Origin of the sequence: Brevibacterium paucivorans, assembly GCF_016907735.1 — a bacterium.
Taxonomy (GTDB): domain Bacteria; phylum Actinomycetota; class Actinomycetes; order Actinomycetales; family Brevibacteriaceae; genus Brevibacterium; species Brevibacterium paucivorans.
Genome location: NZ_JAFBCP010000001.1, coordinates 1,868,861 through 1,887,123 on the forward strand (window position 1 = coordinate 1,868,861; position 18,263 = coordinate 1,887,123).

Annotated in this window: 15 protein-coding genes; 10 read left to right on the forward strand and 5 right to left on the reverse strand. The window is 56.7% G+C overall.

Going from position 1 to position 18,263, the window contains the following annotated elements:
- Positions 1 to 9 precede the first annotated feature (9 nt).
- Positions 10 to 1,197: a hypothetical protein gene (locus tag JOE56_RS08655; protein WP_204515671.1), complete on the forward strand. Its 1,188-nt coding sequence runs from the start codon at positions 10 to 12 to the stop codon at positions 1,195 to 1,197.
- Entirely contained in the window at positions 1,194 to 1,835 is a 642-nt protein-coding gene (locus tag JOE56_RS08660) for a response regulator transcription factor (RefSeq protein ID WP_204515672.1), read from the forward strand. Before JOE56_RS08655 ends, JOE56_RS08660 begins: the two co-directional genes overlap by 4 nt.
- Before the next feature lie 53 nt (positions 1,836 to 1,888).
- Here the strand turns inward: JOE56_RS08660 and JOE56_RS08665 are convergent, their stop codons facing one another.
- Together JOE56_RS08665 and JOE56_RS08670 are read right to left on the reverse strand one after the other, a co-directional pair.
- Positions 1,889 to 3,469, reverse strand: coding sequence for an SLC13 family permease (locus JOE56_RS08665; protein ID WP_204516116.1), 1,581 nt, complete (start codon positions 3,467 to 3,469; stop codon positions 1,889 to 1,891).
- A gap of 103 nt (positions 3,470 to 3,572) precedes the next feature.
- On the reverse strand, positions 3,573 to 3,956 hold the full coding sequence (locus JOE56_RS08670; RefSeq protein WP_204515673.1) for a hypothetical protein: 384 nt from the start codon (positions 3,954 to 3,956) through the stop codon (positions 3,573 to 3,575).
- 137 nt (positions 3,957 to 4,093) lie between these two features.
- Here JOE56_RS08670 and smc point away from each other — a divergent pair, with 137 nt between their 5' ends.
- From smc to JOE56_RS08700, 6 genes are all read left to right on the forward strand, one after another.
- On the forward strand, positions 4,094 to 7,606 hold the full coding sequence (gene smc, locus JOE56_RS08675; protein ID WP_204515674.1) for a chromosome segregation protein SMC: 3,513 nt from the start codon (positions 4,094 to 4,096) through the stop codon (positions 7,604 to 7,606).
- 195 nt (positions 7,607 to 7,801) lie between these two features.
- Positions 7,802 to 8,182 carry a hypothetical protein gene (locus JOE56_RS08680; protein ID WP_204515675.1) on the forward strand — a complete coding sequence of 127 codons (381 nt, stop codon included), beginning with the start codon at positions 7,802 to 7,804 and terminating at the stop codon, positions 8,180 to 8,182.
- Between the two features lie 83 nt (positions 8,183 to 8,265).
- Complete coding sequence (gene ftsY / locus JOE56_RS08685; protein ID WP_204515676.1) at positions 8,266 to 9,399, forward strand: signal recognition particle-docking protein FtsY; 1,134 nt, start codon at positions 8,266 to 8,268, stop codon at positions 9,397 to 9,399.
- Positions 9,400 to 9,480: 81 nt separating this feature from the next.
- Positions 9,481 to 11,160, forward strand: a complete 1,680-nt coding sequence (gene ffh, locus JOE56_RS08690; RefSeq protein WP_204515677.1) for a signal recognition particle protein — start codon at positions 9,481 to 9,483, stop codon at positions 11,158 to 11,160.
- Between the two features lie 192 nt (positions 11,161 to 11,352).
- Complete coding sequence (rpsP, locus tag JOE56_RS08695) at positions 11,353 to 11,826, forward strand: 30S ribosomal protein S16 (RefSeq protein ID WP_204515678.1); 474 nt, start codon at positions 11,353 to 11,355, stop codon at positions 11,824 to 11,826.
- A gap of 2 nt (positions 11,827 to 11,828) precedes the next feature.
- The gene (locus tag JOE56_RS08700; RefSeq protein ID WP_204515679.1) at positions 11,829 to 12,062 is read left to right on the forward strand and encodes an RNA-binding protein; all 234 of its coding nucleotides are present in this window, start codon (positions 11,829 to 11,831) and stop codon (positions 12,060 to 12,062) included.
- A 78-nt stretch (positions 12,063 to 12,140) separates the two neighbouring features.
- Here JOE56_RS08700 and JOE56_RS08705 read toward each other — a convergent pair whose 3' ends face one another.
- The 3 genes from JOE56_RS08705 to JOE56_RS08715 are packed head-to-tail and all read right to left on the reverse strand — an operon-like array spanning position 12,141 to position 16,647.
- Positions 12,141 to 13,634 (reverse strand): PQQ-binding-like beta-propeller repeat protein, encoded by a 1,494-nt coding sequence (locus JOE56_RS08705; RefSeq protein ID WP_204515680.1) that lies wholly within the window; start codon positions 13,632 to 13,634, stop codon positions 12,141 to 12,143.
- 51 nt (positions 13,635 to 13,685) lie between these two features.
- Complete coding sequence (locus JOE56_RS08710; RefSeq protein WP_204515681.1) at positions 13,686 to 15,152, reverse strand: outer membrane protein assembly factor BamB family protein; 1,467 nt, start codon at positions 15,150 to 15,152, stop codon at positions 13,686 to 13,688.
- A gap of 10 nt (positions 15,153 to 15,162) precedes the next feature.
- Positions 15,163 to 16,647: an outer membrane protein assembly factor BamB family protein gene (locus JOE56_RS08715; protein ID WP_204515682.1), complete on the reverse strand. Its 1,485-nt coding sequence runs from the start codon at positions 16,645 to 16,647 to the stop codon at positions 15,163 to 15,165.
- Positions 16,648 to 16,751: 104 nt separating this feature from the next.
- On the opposite strand from JOE56_RS08715, the gene rimM reads away from it, so the two are divergent.
- Both rimM and trmD read left to right on the forward strand, forming a co-directional pair.
- On the forward strand, positions 16,752 to 17,249 hold the full coding sequence (gene rimM, locus JOE56_RS08720; protein WP_204515683.1) for a ribosome maturation factor RimM: 498 nt from the start codon (positions 16,752 to 16,754) through the stop codon (positions 17,247 to 17,249).
- 1 nt (position 17,250) lies between these two features.
- The gene (gene trmD / locus JOE56_RS08725) at positions 17,251 to 18,093 is read left to right on the forward strand and encodes a tRNA (guanosine(37)-N1)-methyltransferase TrmD (RefSeq protein WP_204515684.1); all 843 of its coding nucleotides are present in this window, start codon (positions 17,251 to 17,253) and stop codon (positions 18,091 to 18,093) included.
- The last annotated feature ends 170 nt before the right edge of the window (positions 18,094 to 18,263 follow it).

Consider the following 18,263-nt stretch of genomic DNA (forward strand, 5'->3'; position numbering starts at 1 on the left):
TCTTGTGTGATGAAAAGATCAATCGCCTCCGTGTGTGTTGTGGGGTTTGTTGCTGCTGGTTTGGCAGGGTGTTCGTGGTTGGGTCGTTCTGATGTGGTTGTCAGCGAGGACGAATTTCGCATCACAGAAAATACTCTTTTTGCTACTCAGCTGAGTCCGATTTATCAGGAAATGGACACAGCTCCAGGAATTAACACAAGTTATTTGGTCACCTTTGATAGGGATGGCTCTGTTCAGGCATTAAAGATTCACCCAATGGAAATTGGTGAGCCGATTTGGCAGGGTGACACTCTTGTTGCGGTGGATAGGAAATTTGACTATTTCGTCACGGACAAGGTGGTTAAGATTGACCATCCGAAGACGGAAGTGATGACGAACATTGTCCTGAGCTCCACTACGGATGAGGTTTTTGCGCTGATGAATGATGGTGCTACCGAAGACGGTTACCGTTCCGTGACAGAAACGATCACGCCGCAGGGTTATACGACAACAAATCTTGACGGTGCTTACCTCATGACGTCGGAATGTGACGGCGTTTTGTATGGCATCGGTGATGCGGAAGGTCGTGTTGCCGCGCAGGCGCCGAAAGAACTAGGGGACCACGTAACAGCTTTGGTGCAGGCCAGTGGAACGGCAAACCATCAGGAACACGTCATTTCATACACGAAGGCCCTTTTCAACGAAGGCGGTTCATCGCCCTTACCGTGTTTTGCCGATTCGATTGTGAACTTGATTCTTGATGAAGCTCCCCTTGATCAGCCTGAACCACATACTGGATACCTACGAATCAGAAATATCAAGGACGGATCCCACCAGGATGTACCGTTGCGACAACCTGATGGAAACAAACTTGAACATAAGCTCGTCGGTCCGTATTACGATCGGGTGGGTGTTGTCGGGCGAAACTTTAATTGGTTGGATCGTGATGGCTCATTTTTTCGGACGAATATTGATACGGGAGTGACCGAGAAGTTGTTTCAGATTCAGGAGTCGGCACAGTTTTTTGCGGTTGGTAATGCTGCTTTCTCGCCTGAGGGTATTCATATTATTGCTGAGCTTGAAGAGGGCACCGTGATTAAGTCGTTTAGTAAAATGGATGGGTCGTTGACTCGGACGTTGGAGGTTCCTGGGTTTGATACGATCACGGCCCGTACGCGACAACATTGGGGTCTAGCGGTTTCACCACACGTGCCATGACAGACGTACTTTTGTGTGATGACGACTCATGGGCGCTGAGAGGTCTTGAACACGTGCTTAGCGAGGCTCAAGGCTTTACCGTGGTTGGTTCGGCAAGACAAGGTGAGGATGCAGTTGCTCTCGCCGGCCAATTACGCCCTGACATTGTCCTCATGGACATCTCCATGCCACCGGGAATCAGCGGAATTACCGCAACCGCGCAAATCCGTGCAAACAACCCCAACCAAACTGTGGTGGCACTGACCACCACAGCATCAGGTCCAGGCATACGTCACATGCTCGAATCTGGGGCAGTAGCCGTCATGAACAAATCACTTCCACCTGAACGCTTTGTCGACGTACTAACTCATATCGTCCACGATGAACCAGCCCGCTACCTAGCTACCCTGCGCGAAGACCTGATCCTGACCCGGCCAGATCCTTCAGTGCCACTGACAGAAAAACTCACCCAAAAAGAAGAAGAAATCCTTCTTCTCCTATGCGACGGACTGACCTACGCCGACATTGCAAAGAGCGAACATTGCTCCGTGGCGACCGTTCGCACACATGCCGAACGGCTCCGAACCAAACTACACGCTCAAAGCGTCAGCCAGCTGATACTCCGGGCAATCCAACACAAAATCTATATTCCAAAGTGAAGTCCAGCCCGGCCCACACGCCACGTAAGGAGCTAACACCTCGGCCAATCACCTCATAAACCGAACACCCACGTCAGCAAGGTCGTGGACGCCAGCGTGATGAGCGCGATACCGATCAGGTTGAGCCAGATACCACCTCGGACCATTTGCCCGATCGTCACATAACCAGAACCGTACGCAACGGCGTTTGGCGGCGTGGCCACGGGCAACATGAACGCACACGTCGCAGCCAACGCAACCGGTGCAGCGAACAACAGGACATTGACATCCATACCCATTGCAATACCAGCAGCCACCGGAATGAACGTAGCGCCAGTCGCAGTGTTTGACGTCAGCTCCGTGAGGAACAAAATTGCACCCGCAAGCACCGCAATGACAAGAACCAATGGCACCCCAGCCATTCCGGCCGCCATGTCTCCGATCACCTTGGTAAGCCCAGACTTTTCAAACATGCTCGACAACGCAAGTCCACCACCGAACAACAACAGCACATCCCACGGCAGCTCCTTAGCGCTCTGCCAGTCCAGGAGCTTCACGCCTCGTTCCGCACCCGCAGGGAGCAAAAACAACAACAGGCCACTAGCCATAGCAATGCCTGCGTCATCAATAGGCGGTTTTTCAAAAATAAGCGGAATAGTAATCCACGCAAGCGCGGTCAGGATGAAGACGCACAACACTCGTATTTCACCGGAAGAGATGGGGCCCAACCGGTCGAGCTCTTTGCGAATGAGCTCGTTGCCACCGGGAATCTCGGAAATCTCCGGTTTGAACAACACCTTCACCAGCAAAAACCATGTGATCACCAGGAAGACGGCAGCAATTGGAACACCAACAACCATCCAGCCAACAAAGCTGATGGACACTCCTTGAGTCTCCGCCATGTATCCGGCTAGGAACGTGTTAGGCGGAGTACCGATCAGTGTTCCGAGCGACCCCAACGACGCGGCATATGCAATACCCAGCATCAGAGCGGTGCCGAACTTTGATTGAACGACATCCGCCACCGAGGTGGTTGACGACTTTCCTGTAGCCTCGTTTACCAGCGTGAGCACTGACATTCCGATGGGCAACATCATGACGGCCGTTGCGGTGTTCGACACCCACATGGACAAGAAAGCGGTCGCGATCATGAACCCAGCGATCATTGCGCCGGGACTGTTGGGCATGATTCGCAAAACACCCAACGCGATTCGCCGGTGCAGATTCCACCGTTGCATGGCAAGCGCAATAAAGAATCCGCCCATGAACAGGAAGATTGTTGCGTTTCCGTACGAGGCACCAACTTGGCTGAACGTGAGTGGTTTGGGTTCTGCGCCGTCTGCAGCGATGGGCTGCGCGAACAGCGGAAACGCAACGAGCGGCACCAACGCGGTTGCTGGAATTGGAATTGCTTCCGTCATCCACCACGTAGCCATGAGCCCTGCGATCGCAGCGGTCAAGCGAGCGTTGTGCCCCACCGTTTCAGGGAGAAGAAACCACAGGGCTAGGGCAATAACGAGTCCAATAGAAAAACCCGCCCAGCGAAATGCGTTCGTCTTAGCGGTAATCCCGGTTGCGCGTTCCCCCGGAGACTTGTAATCAACCTCACGGCCCTTATCAGGGTCTGGACGTAGATCGTCCAGGTAGTCGGGCATGTTCTGAGAATTCGAATCTGGAGTGTGCATATGAACCAGCCAATTCCAAACCACTAGAAAACACTTCGGCGTGTGCAACACACCCTACACAAATTTTCGTGATCTAAGTGCGCTTTCTACTGAACCATCCGAAAAAGCGCGCCATCTTCACGATGAAGATGACAAAAGCCACCGCAATCAAAATGAATGCCGAATAGTAGGTGATGCTTGAAGCAAACGTATTCAGATGCATAGGCGGGTAGCCATCTTGAAAACACGTGATTTGTGGCGGGGAATATGTCGTTTCAATTCGTGTCGCAGTTGAGTGACGAACTTCGTCTAAACCACTGACGGGGCATTTTGCCGTTCCTTCAATGTCATTGTCGGCTTGCCAGGTTTCGGCAAGAAAGGCCATGATCGACACGGCAAACATGGAGACGGCACCAAAAACAAAATTTCTGGTGCGAACTAAGCGAGAAACCCAGGTGGGTGCTTTGTCTTTAATCATAAGGCATCGGGTGGTTTGACTACGGTGTGATGGCTCTACGTTGCGCCTGAGATACAGCGCTTTGGAAAGACAACTGAACCACAGTAAACGCGGGCCCCATGCCTCAATGATCGCACACAACATAAAATAAGAAGGCTATGTTCCTCAAAACACTCACGATGCGCGGGTTTAAGTCGTTTGCTCATGCGACGACCCTTGAACTCGAACCCGGTATCACGTGTGTTGTGGGACCCAACGGTTCCGGTAAGTCCAATGTGGTCGACGCCCTTGCCTGGGTGATGGGCGAGCAAGGTGCCAAGAACCTACGTGGCGGCAAAATGGATGACGTCATCTTCGCCGGCACCGCCAAAAAACAAGGCCTGGGGCGCGCTGAAGTCAGCCTCACCATCGACAACACTGACGGCGCTATCCCCATCGACTACACAGAAGTCACCATCAGCCGCACCCTCTTCCGCAGTGGCGGAAGCGAATACTCCGTCAACGGTGCTCCTGCCCGCCTCCTCGACATTCAAGAACTCCTCAACGACTCCGGTCTTGGCAAAGAAATGCACGTGATCGTGGGCCAAGGACGCCTCGACGAAATCCTGCACGCCGATCCCGAAACCCGACGCGGCTTCATCGAAGAAGCCGCCGGTGTACTCAAACACCGTCGACGCAAAGACAAGGCCCTACGTAAACTCACCGGCCTGCAAACCAACCTCGACAGGGTCGGGGACCTACGGCATGAACTGTCCAAACAGTTAGGGCCATTAGCCCGTCAGGCCAAAGCCGCCACACGTGCAGCTACGGTGCAAGCCCAACTCCGCGACGCAACAGCCCGGCTCCTGGCAGACGACATCGTTCGCGTCCAAGCGAAACTCGAAGCCACGCACACCACTGAAGACGAAACAATCCGTCAGGAACTCGAAAACACTGTTTCCACCCTGGCAACCCACATCGAACAGTTCACCGCACGCGTGTCCCAACACGAAGCCCACACTGAACAGACCGAGAAAATGTTGGCACGCGTGACAAAAGCCGTGAGCAAAGCGAAAGCCCTGGCAGAACGCGCCCGAGACCGTAGCGAACTTCTCCTGTCCGTCCAACCATCCAGCCAGACTGGCGAAGACCCGCGCGCACTTGAAAACCGTGCCACCCACTACCTACGCGAACGCGACATCGCACGCGAAGACCTCGAGCAACGCGAACAGAAACTCCAAGACGCACTTGAAAAATGCCAACGGGCAGAACAAGAACTCGCCACGGCCAACGCGGAACTCGCCCAACAACGCGAACTCATCCGCACCCACCTCCGCGAACGCGCCAGCCTCGAATCCGAAGCCACCGTCGCCACCCGCGCACTCGAAGAAGCCAAAGAAGAACTGGCGACGCTACAGGATCAACAGATTGACACCTCGGCGGAGGAAAAAGCACTCACCGAAGCCCAAACCCGCGCACGCCAACTTGAACACAGCGAAACCGACCTGGACTCCCAGCACGAAACCGCCAGCGCAGCCACCCAGAAGGCCCGCGACCACCTCACCAACGTGCGCGAAAACCTCGCCGAAGCCCGCACCAACCTACGCCAAATCCAAGCCCGCATCGAAGCCCTCACGCTGGCCGCTACGTTCGCGTCCCACGACATCGGCGAAAGCGGAATCGATGGAGTGGGCGGCCCCGTCGCCGAATCGCTCACCATCACTCGCGGCCATGAACCTCACGTGACCGCCGTGCTGGGTTCCCTTGCGACGGCAGTGGCAGTGTCGACCATGGACACGGCCCAGCAGGTGCTCACGCAGTTTGACGGGGACGTTGACTTGGTGGTGTTGGGAGAGGACGCCGAGGTCGTTCCCACACCCGCCCCCGACGGCACCTCACTGCGCGGGCCGGCAGGCGAACACCCGGTGCGGAAGTTCGTGACGTCAGACTCCACGGTCATGAATAACCTCTTGGACCGTGCGCTCACAGGGGTTTATGAAGCCCCGGACAGTACGACCGCTCATACGTGGATGCGCGAGCACCCCGCGTGTACGTTCGTGACTTCGCGCGGGGAAGTGTTTTCGCAACACCGTATTCGGCGAGCAGGTGGCGAAGATTCTGCCCGCATGCAGGCAAAAGCGGAGTTGGAGAAAGCAGAACGCACGCAGGTGGAAGCGACCGAGGCGGTTGCGGCCTTGGAGAAGAACGAGCAGACCGCGCAGGCGGAGTTTGAGAAGGCTCATGCGGCTGAGAATGAAGCACTGGACGCCCTGTACGAGTCCGATGCGAAAATCATGGCGGCTCAAGCCGAGGTGGCAAAAGCTGCCACGGCGATCAACGATGTCAACGAACGCATCAGTGCCCGTGATTCGCGGATGCAAGTGCTCAAGGCCCACATCGAAACCGCAACCCAGCGGGCACACGACGCTTCTGAAAAACTCAATAGCAACACGCAAAGCGTCGACACCGAACCGGACACCAGCGTTGTTGAGGCACTTACGGCTAAGCATCGTGAACTCAACGAAACGGTCATGGAACTGAAAGTTTCGGTGCGAGCCGCAGGAGACCGCGTCAAGTTCCTCACTGACCGTGCTCAGGCGCTGACCCGCCAGGCGGAGCGCGAACGCGAAGCGCGGGAAAAAGCGCGGGAAGAAAAGGAACGGCGCGCACGCATGGCCCACGAGGCGAAAACCCTTGGCGAAACTGCGACGCGGTTAGCGGACCACTTTTCAGGTGTCGAAGAACACCTCACTGAACAGCTCACGACGCTCAAACACCAACGGCACACACACCGTGAAGAACTCGACCAGGCATATGAGCAACGCGCACAAGCCATGGAGAAACTGGCACAGCTCAAAGAAGCTCAACACGCCGCGAACCTCGCACGTGAACGACACGTATTGCAGTTGGAAGAGCTCACCCGCAGGGCCAGCGAAGAAGTGGGCCTAGGCGTGGAAAACCTCATCGAACAATTTGGCCCCCACGTGCCCGTACCAGTCGAGGGGGAGGACCCCGTGTCGTATGTGCGGGCCGACATGCAAAAGATCGCCAAACAAGCCAAGAAGGAAATCACGGCAATTGGTGCGGTCAACCCGTTGGCGCTGGAAGAGTACAACGCGCTAAAGGAACGGCACGACTACCTGGAAGCCCAGATCAACGACATTGAGAAATCCCGCGCGGAGCTACTGAAACTCGTTGACGAAGTAGACGCGCATGTGCGAGACGTTTTCGCTGAAGCTTTCGCAGACACCAAACGCGAATTCGAGCACATCTTCCAACGCCTGTTCCCCGGCGGTGAAGGTGAACTCACACTGACCGACCCAAACGACATGCTGACCACCGGGGTGGAAGTCTTTGCTCGGCCCGCCGGAAAACGTGTCAAACGGCTCTCGTTGCTATCAGGTGGAGAGCGCTCGCTGGTGGCCGTGGCGATTCTGGTAGCGATTTTCAAAGCCCGCCCCTCACCGTTCTACGTCATGGACGAAGTCGAAGCCGCCCTGGACGACGTCAACCTGTCACGCCTCCTTACCGTGTTTCAAGAACTTCAGGAGACGTCGCAGCTCATCGTCATCACTCACCAAAAGCGCACTATGGAAATTGCAGACGCTCTTTACGGTGTGACCATGAGTGGGGACGGAATCTCGAAGGTGATCTCTCAAAAACTCAGCCGGGAAACCACCTCGGACCACTGAGGGTGAGTGTGACGTGAGTCGCTCCCATTGCTCTTCTGAAACTCAAATGTTGAAGCGTTGTAACAAAGAGAACTGGTTCGTGACACTTTTGTTAGCCGTCCTTACCAGGTGACATAGCCACTGCGCTATAAGCTTGAGTGGTCAGTAATTCGAAGGGAGCGGTTGCCTCGAAATGAGAAATCAGGTGCGACGTACATGAGTGGTTTCATCGTCGTTCTTTTGGGGCTCGGCATCACCGTTGGAATCGGTCTTGTCATTGTGGTGCTTGTCGCCATGTCCGCTTCTGGACAAAACAAACAGGCACACACGCCGCAACGCTTCCGCCTACCCGCGGAATTTTTAGGACACGACAAGTCCGTCTACGGGTTCTTTGGCCATGACGACGACCACTCGCACCTGGCCACCCGCGAACAGGCCGCCGTCACCGCGATGCGCGACGAGTCCTATATTCTGCACCCTCAACCCCGCCGCCATGCCGCCCCGTCGATCTTCACTCTGCGACCTCGGACCCGGCACTGGAAAGTGCCCGCCACGGGAACGGGCATGCGCACGGCCTTCCACCTGTTGTTTCGCTAACTTATCCGCGTGGGGCCCGCGCGCTACGTGATTCTTGATCCGCAACGTAACCGTTTATTGTGGTGTGTGAGCACGGATAGGAGTTGATTGTGGATACGCAGGCGCTGATTGTTTACGGGATTCTCGGGCTGGTGGTCCTTGTTGCGCTGGGACTGTTCTTCCTGGTTCCATGGAAACCAAAGAAACCCGAACACACGCTTCCTGAAGACACCAAAGGCAGCACCCAAGTCGCGCCCGCGCCGGAGGAACCCACACAGGACGAACCACCTCGGGAAGTTCCTACCGAACCCACAACGCGCCTAGCCAAACTGCGTAACCGGCTTGCCAAATCAAACAACGCGATGGGCCGTGGCCTGCTGGCCCTGCTTTCGCGCGACACTCTGGATGAAGCCACGTGGGAAGAAATCGAAGACACCCTGATCGTCGCGGACCTGGGCGTAGACACGGCAACGGAACTTGTCGACAACCTGCGTGAACGCGTCCGCGTCCTGGGCACCCGCGACTTGTCCACCGTGCGCGCACTTCTGCGCGAAGAACTCATCAAAGTCGTCGACCCCACCATGGACCGCACCCTTCGTACCGAAACCGGCGGCGACGAACCGTCGGTGGTGCTGGTTGTTGGCGTGAACGGGGCAGGCAAGACCACCACGGTGGGGAAGATCGCTCGCGTGTTGGTCGCCTCGGACAAGACCGTGTTACTGGGTGCCGCTGACACATTCCGCGCCGCTGCCGCCGAACAGCTCACCACCTGGGGCGAACGCGTGGGCGTTGAAACCGTGCGCGGGCCCGAAGGTTCCGACCCCGCATCCGTTGCCTACAGCGCTGTTGAACGTGGCCTGAAAGACAACGTGGACGTCGTGCTCATCGACACGGCGGGCCGTCTGCAGAACAAAAAGGGCCTCATGGACGAACTTGGCAAGGTCAAAAAAGTGGCCACCCGTCCACTGGGGGAGGGTCACGAACTGGACGAGGTCCTCCTGGTTCTTGATGCCACCACCGGGCAGAACGGTATGCAGCAGGCCAAGGTTTTCGCCGAGGTCGTAAATGTGTCTGGGATCGTTCTCACCAAGTTGGACGGGACTGCCAAGGGTGGGATTGTGGTTGCCGTGCAACGCGAACTGGGCGTGCCGGTCAAACTGGTTGGCCTGGGTGAAGGGGCTGACGACCTGGCGCCGTTCGTTGTTGAAGACTTTGTTGACGCGCTCCTTGAGGACTAGCCGAGGTCGTGCATTTCCGGGCGTGTCTGCCTGGTTGGTATCCTAAGAGACTGACGAAACCACCGACGAAAGCAAATCTACGTGTTCAACTCACTGTCTGACAGGCTGACGTCCACTTTTAAGAACCTGCGCGGTAAAGGCCGCCTGTCTGAAGCGGATGTCGACGCAACCATTCGTGAAATCCGCAGGGCGCTTCTTGACGCTGACGTCGCGTTGCCCGTTGTGCGGGCGTTTACGGGTCGTGTGCGTGAACGCGCGTTGTCAGCAGAAGTGTCCGAGGCGCTCAACCCGGGCCAGCAGGTCGTCAAGATTGTTAACGACGAACTGGTGCAGATTCTGGGTGGTAAGACCCGTCGGATCCAGTTTGCGAAGAAGCCACCTACGGTCATCATGTTGGCGGGTCTGCAGGGTGCTGGTAAGACCACGCTGGCTGGAAAGCTTGCTCACTGGCTCAAGAGTGACGGGCACCGCCCTATGCTGGTGGCGGCTGACCTTCAGCGCCCCAACGCGGTGAACCAGCTTGAGGTTGTGGGTTCACGTGCGGGTGCGTATGTGTATGCGCCTGAACCTGGCAACGGTGTTGGTGACCCGGTTAAGGTCGCCCGCGACTCCATGGAAGTTGCGAAGTCCAAGCTGTATGACGTGGTGATCGTCGACACGGCTGGTCGTTTGGGTATTGACGAAGTACTCATGAAGCAGGCCGCCGATATTCGTGCAGCTGTGAACCCGGACGAAGTCCTTTTCGTCATTGACGCCATGATTGGTCAAGACGCGGTGTCCACTGCTCAGGCGTTCAACGAAGGTGTCGACTTCACTGGTGTGGTCCTTTCGAAGCTCGACGGTGACTCCCGAGGTGGTGCCGCGCTTTCAGTTGCCGAAGTCACCGGGAAGCCCATCATGTTTGCGTCCACGGGTGAAGGGCTCAAAGACTTTGAGCTGTTCCACCCGGACCGTATGGCCGACCGCATCTTGGATATGGGTGACATTCTCACCCTCATTGAGCAGGCTGAAAAGACCTTTGACGCGAAGCAGTCGGAAAAGCTCGCCAAGAAGGTGCAGTCGGGTGAGTCATTTGACCTCAACGACTTCCTCAACATGATGGAGTCCATCAAGAAGATGGGCTCTCTTAAGAAGATGCTTCGCATGATGCCGGGTATGGGGCAGTACAAGGAAGCGATCGAAGCGTTTGACGACCGTGAGATTGACCGAGTTGAAGCCATCATTCGGTCCATGACTCCCCAAGAACGCGCCAACCCCAAGATTCTAAACGGGTCGCGCCGTGCGCGTATTGCCCGCGGTTCGGGTAACTCCGTGACTACTATTAACCAGCTCATGGACCGTTTCGCTCAGGCTCAGAAAATGATGAAGCAGTTCGGCGGCGGTGGTCGTCGTATGCCGGGAATGCCCGCGATGCCAGGTGGCGGAGGTGCTGGCGGTGCCGGTGGCGGAATGCCGGGGATGCCTGCGATGCCAGGTGGAGGTATGCCCGGAATGCCTGGCATGCCTGGTATGCCTGGTATGCCTGGAGGCGGCGGACCAGGTGGTTCGAACCGCCGTAAGAAGGGTGCGTCAAAGAAGAAGGGCAAAGCCAAGTCGGGTAACCCAGCGAAGCGCGCGCAGGCAGAACGCGACGAGCAGCTACGTCGCGAAGGCAAGTTGCCTAAGAAGCAGGGCGCATCCTTTGGTGGAATCGACCTCGATGACGACGAAATCGACTTTTCGAAGTTGCCCAAGGGATTCGGCGGCGGGTTCGGCCGGTAAGGCTGGGCACTTACGCCGTTTCCGCTCTGATTGGAAACAGCGCAAAAAATTTGGCAAAATATTGGCTTGTACTTGACCGGTGAACAGGACCCTCTCAACCTTGATCCGGCCGAAGTTCATTCGGAAGAACTGATTTAACCCCACGAATGAGAACTTCCGAAAATCTGATGTGAAAAAGGAGACACCACCACCGTGGCAGTCAAAATTCGTCTGACCCGTATGGGTAAGATCCGTAAGCCGTTCTACCGTGTTGTTGTAGCCGACTCACGCACTCGTCGTGACGGCCGCGCAATCGAAGAGATCGGTGTGTACCACCCCACCGAAAACCCTTCGGTGATCAAGATTGACTCCGAACGTGCTCAGTACTGGCTGTCTGTGGGTGCACAGCCCACTGACCAGGTCAAGGCACTGCTGAAGCTCACCGGAGACTGGGGCAAGTTCAAGGGCGAAGGCTCGACCGAAAACACTGTTCAGGCACAGCCTGAAAAGGAAGCTTTTGTTGCTCCTGAAGCTAAGTCCGTCATCAAGGAAGCGATTACTCCTAAGGGTGGCGACGACAAGGCTGAAGAGTCTGCTGAAGACGCTCCTGCTGAAGAAGCAGTAGCCGAGGAAGCTCCAGCTGAAGAAGCTGCAGCTGACAACGCAGAAGAAAAGGCTGAGGCCTAATCGTGTTGCAGCAGGCTTTGGAACACTTGGTCCGCGGAGTTGTTGATTTTCCTGAAGATGTCAGTGTGCGTGAGCGCAACACTCACCGGGGTCTGACCCTGGAAGTTCGCGTTCACCCGGACGACCTGGGACGCGTTATTGGACGCTCTGGGCGCACGGCAAAAGCGTTGCGCACGGTCATCGGGGCGCTCGCTGGTCATGGTGAACGCGTTCGCGTGGATCTGATCGAAGCCTAATAAAAGTGCCACCTCGTATGAGGTGGCACTTTTGTATTCACATGGTGTTTGTTGAGGCCGCGCGTCCTATCACCTGACTTACTCGGTCCACACGCGCATGCGTGTAGGTGACTCACCTCGGCTCTCAACCACCTGGAACTGTCCTACGCTCCCTACCGCGTGTATGCCGGGTACGGAGTCCCGTGAGACTTCCTTGCCCGAGGTGGCATCGACAGTGACGAAGTCGTCACCTTCGACGTAACTCACCTGACCCGCTTTTGCGGAATGGGACGGGCGTGTGCCGGGTTTTTCGCCTTGGGTTTTCCACACCTCGGTCCCGTCAGTGAGCTGATACGCAACCACACCGCCGTCCGGTGAGGGCACAACCGCGAGGGGGTTCTTGGGGTCGGCGTCGATGATCTGGTTGTCACCGAAGTAGGCAAGCTGCGGGACCTCTGCGTCGTTATCTGTGAGGTCAGGTGCTGGTGCTTTCCACTCCGAGTATTTCGCGTCTTCTCCGTCGCCTGGCTTGGCGATGAGCTTGGCAACGTAGTCTTCTCCGGGTGCTGCAGGTGCCTGGAGGTTATACGCAACTCCGGTGCCGGTGATCATGATGCCAAGATCCCACGGGTTCTGGGATTCTTCTTTTCGAACGAGGAGTTTTCCTGTGTTGCCGTCAGGACCGTAGCCTTGTGCAAGGGCGCGAGCTGCTCCTCCTTCTTCTGTAATGATGAGAAATTCGTTCATCCCCACCGAGGCGAAGAATGCTTTCTTAAGTGACCACAAGTATTCAGGGGTAGATGCTCCAAGCCCCGCTTCGGAGAACTCGCCGGTTGTGATATCAATACGGGCGATACGCATTTCACCGCGCAGGTCCCACAACATGTACAGGTACTTGCCCAGTGGGTCTGATGCGTAGCCGCGGTAGCCGTACAGGTTTGGCGTACCCTCCATTTCCCACAGCTGTTCTCCGTTTTTGGGGTCGATCGCAAAGTTCATGGGGCTTGGCCCCATTTCACCGCTGGACACTTCCGAACATTCGGGTGGTCCGTAGGATTCGTCTGACTGTGTCGTGAAACCAAGAATCAGTGGGTTGTCAGCGTTGAGCCGGCGGTTCGCCGTATCGCCCGCACCCGGGTACAGGGTGTACTCCTTGGGGTCTGCGCACTTCGCTTTGTCTGCCACCGTGAACTTCCACGCTTGCTTTCCGGTGGCCCAGTCCAGCGCGATCACCGAATGGTCCTCTTCAAGCATGGTGTAGATGCGCTCGTCGTCGTAGTAGAGGGTCTCGTCTTCACCCTCAGTCATGGTCCCAGCGGGGAACTCCCACTTCTTCTGGCCTTGCGCGTCGATAACGTACGGGACGTCGCCGTGGGCTGGTTTGATCAGAGCAGAGTCACCGGAGGCACCTCGAACAACAGCGTTTTTGTCAATCTCAACCCAGTCACCCCATTTTCCTTTGGGTGAGCCTGCATTGCTGGAGCCACTACCGCCTTGTCCGCCCAGACCACCGGAACATGCCGACAATATGAGGCAGCACGTGACGGCTAACACCGTCATCGCGTGTGCAAATCTACGCGTGGTTTTCTTCATGGTTGTCCTTGTTGTTTCAGTGGTTGCGCGATCAGTGTTCTGACTGTGCGATCAGTGTTGTTTAAGGGCACGAATCGATGTGCCATCTGAGTGGTAGACCGCCATGACTCCGCCAAAGAAGTCGACACCGTACACGTCATCGCCAAACTTTTCCCGCAGCTTCTCTTCTCCGGTTTGGGCGTCCACGGCTACGGCTTCATCGTCGAGTGAGAAAATGACTTCGTCTGTTTGAGGGACATATGTGGTGCTCGAAATCTGGTCGCTCCCGTCAACCGACCACACGGGCTCACCGGTCTCATAGTCGAATGCGACAAGCGGAGACGAAGTTCCCGGTAGGACGATGAGGGGTGAAGCGCCTTCGCGTGGCACCAGCGGGTCGTTCCACAGATACGGTTCGTAGCCCTTCGCATCGTCACTGCCAGGAATTGCAGGTGCCTCCGGGGTGGGGTATGACTCGGAGCGCGGGCTAATGGTGTCGCTGTCCGGTTTGGTGAGGTTAAAGAAGTGGTACTTCAAATCCGAACCGTTGGGTTTCTGGGGACCCACGTTGAATCCGTAGATGTACCCGCTGCTCTGTGAGTTTCGCAGGTGGTAAGGAACTGGGAAGTCTGTAGTCGGATACGCTTTGTTGGGGTCACCGCCGGGTTGGTCAGACCACGTGTGGACCTCCACGAATTCGTTGGGCTCGCCACCGGCAATGACAAATCCTGTATCGGACACCTCGTGAGCGATTGAGAACCCCGGTGCATGTGCTTTTTCGACCGTGGCATAGGTGGTCTCTCCGGATCCGACCTCGGTGCGGCTCATCTGATATTGCATGTCCGTACCCCACGCGGCGTACTGGTATTTACCAGTGACGCTGGTGAACGAGGTAACGGTTCCTGAGTCTCCGTTAACGTTTGGTCCACGCCATTTTTCTTCACCCGTCTTTGGGTCGAAGGCGACCGAGCTCGGATAGTCGCCTGCCGATCGGCAACCGTTGTCGAGCGCATTCTGATCGAAAATGCCCAGCACGATTGTCGAGTCGTCGTAAACCTTTGGCTCGGTGCGTGACGCGACTGACCAATATGTTGCGTCGCCCGGGTCGCACCGGAGGATCTCAGCCGGGTTCAAACGCCACTTTTCTGCTCCGTCCGCCCAGTTGAAACCAACCAGGTCGCCGTTTTCCACCTCGGCGATAAACAACTCATCTGATGCCCACGTGTTGTACACGGACATGGTGATGGGCTTGAGTGTGGGAACGTCCCACACTTTGTTTCCCGAGGTGTCATACACCGCGTGCGTCATGTCATCTGAGTTGAGAAAGGCCGCGTAGGAGTCGTTGGCCAGTTCGAGGTTTGCGGTGAACCCTAGATCTACCCAGTCGCCCCACGTGTATACGGGTGTTTTTGCGTCGTTGGAGCCGTCGCCGCCCTGTGGGCCCAGGCCCCCAGGGTCGCCGGGGCCACCCGAACATGCCGAAAGTACGAGGCAACACGAGACAGCCAAGCCTGCCAGCACGTGTGAAAACTTAAGCATGGTTACTTACCTACTTTTCAATCACTCGGATGGACACGGATGCGCCTGACTCACCATCGTGTGTTGCAACCAAGAATGCGCCAGCTTGGTCCAGTACGCCAACGGGTTTGTCAAAGTCTTCAGCCCATTTCTCTTCTCCCGTAAGAGCGTCAACGGCTACCACACGGTTCTTCTGTCGGAACACGACTTCGCTCATCGAAGGGATGTAGGTGGTGTGATCGGCACGTTCACCGTCGTCAACGGTCCACACTGGTTTGCCGGTCTTGTAGTCAAAGGCTGCGAGCTTAGATTTAGTCCACGGCAGAACGATAAGAGGCGCTTTTCCGTCGCGGGGCACGATGGGGTCATTGCCGAGATACGGGTCGTACGTATCGCCCCCTTGATCGTCTGTATAGTCAGGCGCCTGTGGCATCGCATAGTCGGTGAGGTTGGGACTGATTTCCGAGGCGTTTGGTTTCGTGACATTAAACAGGTGGTACTTCAAGGCCGAGTCGAAATGGTGGTCGGGCCCCACCTCAAAGCCATACACATAACCGGTGCCTGGAGAATTATGTAGCTCGTACATGATCGGGTAATCGTCAGTGGGATTTGTCAGGATCGGCTCACCGCCCGGTGAGTCGGACCACGAGTCAACTTCAAAGTACTCGTCCGGTCCGAGTCCAGAAACGATGAACCCCTTGTCCGACACTTCTCTCAAAAAACCAACCGTCGCTTCGTCGGACGTCTCAAAGCTGGCATATGTGGTTTTCCCCGAACCAGTCTCTGTGCGACTCAGTTGGTAGGCCGTTCCATCTCCTGCCGTGGTGTACACATATTTCCCAGTGATGCTGTGGTGCCCTTCCACATCTCTACTGGTCACATTGACTTTGGGGCCCCTCCACTTTTCTTCACCCGTGCTGGGGTCAAAGGCGATGCTTCCAGGGAGTTCACGCTTGGACGCGCATTCAGTCACGTCAGCACCACTTGTAAAGATGGTGAGCGCGATGACAGATTCCTCGTCGACATTGGGAAATGTTCTCGACACTAACCGCCACATCCAGTCATCGCCTAGGTCGCACGAAAGTACTTCTTTAGCGTTCAAACGCCACTTTTCGGATCCATCCGCCCAGTTGAACCCCACCAGGTCACCATTTTTCACCTCGGCGATAAACAACTCATCAGACGAATACGTGGAGTACTTTCCGGGTCCCTCACTCGAAAGCTCCGGGATGTCCCACACTTTCTTCCCGGAAGTGTCGTACACCGCGTGCGGTGGGCCCGTTTCGCCTAAGAGAGCAACGTACTCGTCGTTGGCTCCACCTACCGTGTCACCGACCTCGCCAAGGTTCACCCACTCGCCCCATGCAGGATCCTTGGGTGGTTCGGCTGAGTCAGCGTCTGAGTCTGTACTGTCTGCGTTACTGGAGTCGGAGGGTTGGGGGTTGCTCGCACACGCCGACGTGGCGAGCAGGCACATAAGTGTGAGGGTAGAAACGAAAGCTCTGAACCGGCTCATGATGTGTCTTTCTCAAAACTAACTGTGTGTATTTAGTTTATCTTTCGAAAGAGCTGTTAGGGCGTTTAGTACCCTTTAACTGTTCCCGGACGTGAAAGAGGACCATGAGCCAAGTTGTCGCCCGCTTGGGCAAACCCCACGGAATCCGCGGTGAAATGACCGTCGAGGTCCGCACTGACGACCCCGACGAACGCTTCACACCAGGCGCGACCTTTGGCACCGACCCCGACATTGGCACCCTCACTCTGACGCGCGCTCGCTGGCACCGCGACCGCCTTATGCTGACGTTCGACGAAGTGCCGGACCGTAACCGCGCTGAAGAAATCCGCAACACCCTGATCACTGTGGATGCGAGCGAAACTGAAGATGAAGACGCGTGGTACATTGACGACCTTGTGGGCGCCGAGGTCGTCCACAGTGGATCTGTCATTGGTACTGTGAGCGCGGTGACTCCAGGGGCTGCACAAGACCTCATCCACGTGGAGCTTGCGGACGCTGGCCGGGAAGTGATGATCCCGTTCGTTGAAGAGATCGTGCCAGTGGTGGATCTGGACAACAATCGTTTGGAGATTGATCCGCCCGCGGGCCTTCTGGACATGTGACATGCGTATTGACGTTTTCTCGATTTTCCCCGAATACCTCACGCCACTACAGCTTTCCCTGATTGGCAAAGCGCAGGTCGACGGACTGTTGCAGGTCAATGTTCACGACTTGCGCGACTGGACACACGACCGTCACCGCACAGTAGACGACACCCCCTACGGTGGGGGCGCGGGTATGGTCATGAAACCGGAGCCCTGGGGTGAAGCGCTCGATTCCGTGTTAAACACTCGCCCTGAACCACAGGAAGGTGAGGGGCAGGATCAGGTGGGGGACACCTCGGCGACGGTCATTGTTCCCAGCCCCGCTGGAACCCCTTTCACACAAGCGCACGCGCGGGCACTTGCGGCAGAAGATCACCTGGTGTTTGCGTGCGGACGGTATGAAGGGATCGACCAGCGCGTCATCGACTGGGCTGGCGAGCGGGCGCGCGTGCAGATGTTCTCGATTGGCGACTACGTGCTCAACGGCGGTGAGGTCGCCACAATGGTGATGGTCGAAGCGATCGCCAGGCTGATCCCCGGAGTTATTGGCAACCCTGGGTCGCTCGATGAGGAGAGCTACGAAGACGGCCTGCTGGAATATCCCGTGTACACCAAGCCGGCGCAATGGCGCGGACACGAGGTGCCACCCATTCTGCTGTCAGGCAACCATGGGGCGATCGCACGGTGGCGACGCGATAAGCGACTGGAACGCACCCAGCGGGTACGGCCGGACTTGATCGAACAGTTGAACCCGGACGACCTCGACGCGCACGACCTGGAGGTTGTGCGGCTGGCGCGGGAGGAGCGCTGGGAACAAGAGGCTCGCGAGGCAGGGCAGGCTCGGGAAGGGCATGAGGCGTAACACCCTGTCGGCACTTGCCACCGTGCCCACCCGCGACTAAACTGGTGCCTTGCGTTTGCCGACTTTCGCCTGCCTCGGAGGGCAAGAAAGTCCCAGTGAGCAGACGACTCCATCTCTCTAGGTTAAAACCTAGACTGATCGTGCTTGAGTGATCCGGGGCACTGCAAGTA

Bases quoted from the DNA above. Each gene is read 5' to 3' on its own strand.
- JOE56_RS08655 (WP_204515671.1), top strand. From the start codon at position 10: ATGAAAAGATCAATCGCCTCCGTGTGTGTTGTGGGGTTTGTTGCTGCT.
- JOE56_RS08660 (WP_204515672.1), top strand. From the start codon at position 1,194: ATGACAGACGTACTTTTGTGTGATGACGACTCATGGGCGCTGAGAGGT.
- JOE56_RS08665 (WP_204516116.1), bottom strand. From the start codon at position 3,469: ATGCCCGACTACCTGGACGATCTACGTCCAGACCCTGATAAGGGCCGT.
- JOE56_RS08670 (WP_204515673.1), bottom strand. From the start codon at position 3,956: ATGATTAAAGACAAAGCACCCACCTGGGTTTCTCGCTTAGTTCGCACC.
- smc (WP_204515674.1), top strand. From the start codon at position 4,094: ATGTTCCTCAAAACACTCACGATGCGCGGGTTTAAGTCGTTTGCTCAT.
- JOE56_RS08680 (WP_204515675.1), top strand. From the start codon at position 7,802: ATGAGTGGTTTCATCGTCGTTCTTTTGGGGCTCGGCATCACCGTTGGA.
- JOE56_RS08705 (WP_204515680.1), bottom strand. From the start codon at position 13,634: ATGAAGAAAACCACGCGTAGATTTGCACACGCGATGACGGTGTTAGCC.
- JOE56_RS08710 (WP_204515681.1), bottom strand. From the start codon at position 15,152: ATGCTTAAGTTTTCACACGTGCTGGCAGGCTTGGCTGTCTCGTGTTGC.
- JOE56_RS08715 (WP_204515682.1), bottom strand. From the start codon at position 16,647: ATGAGCCGGTTCAGAGCTTTCGTTTCTACCCTCACACTTATGTGCCTG.
- rimM (WP_204515683.1), top strand. From the start codon at position 16,752: ATGAGCCAAGTTGTCGCCCGCTTGGGCAAACCCCACGGAATCCGCGGT.
- trmD (WP_204515684.1), top strand. From the start codon at position 17,251: ATGCGTATTGACGTTTTCTCGATTTTCCCCGAATACCTCACGCCACTA.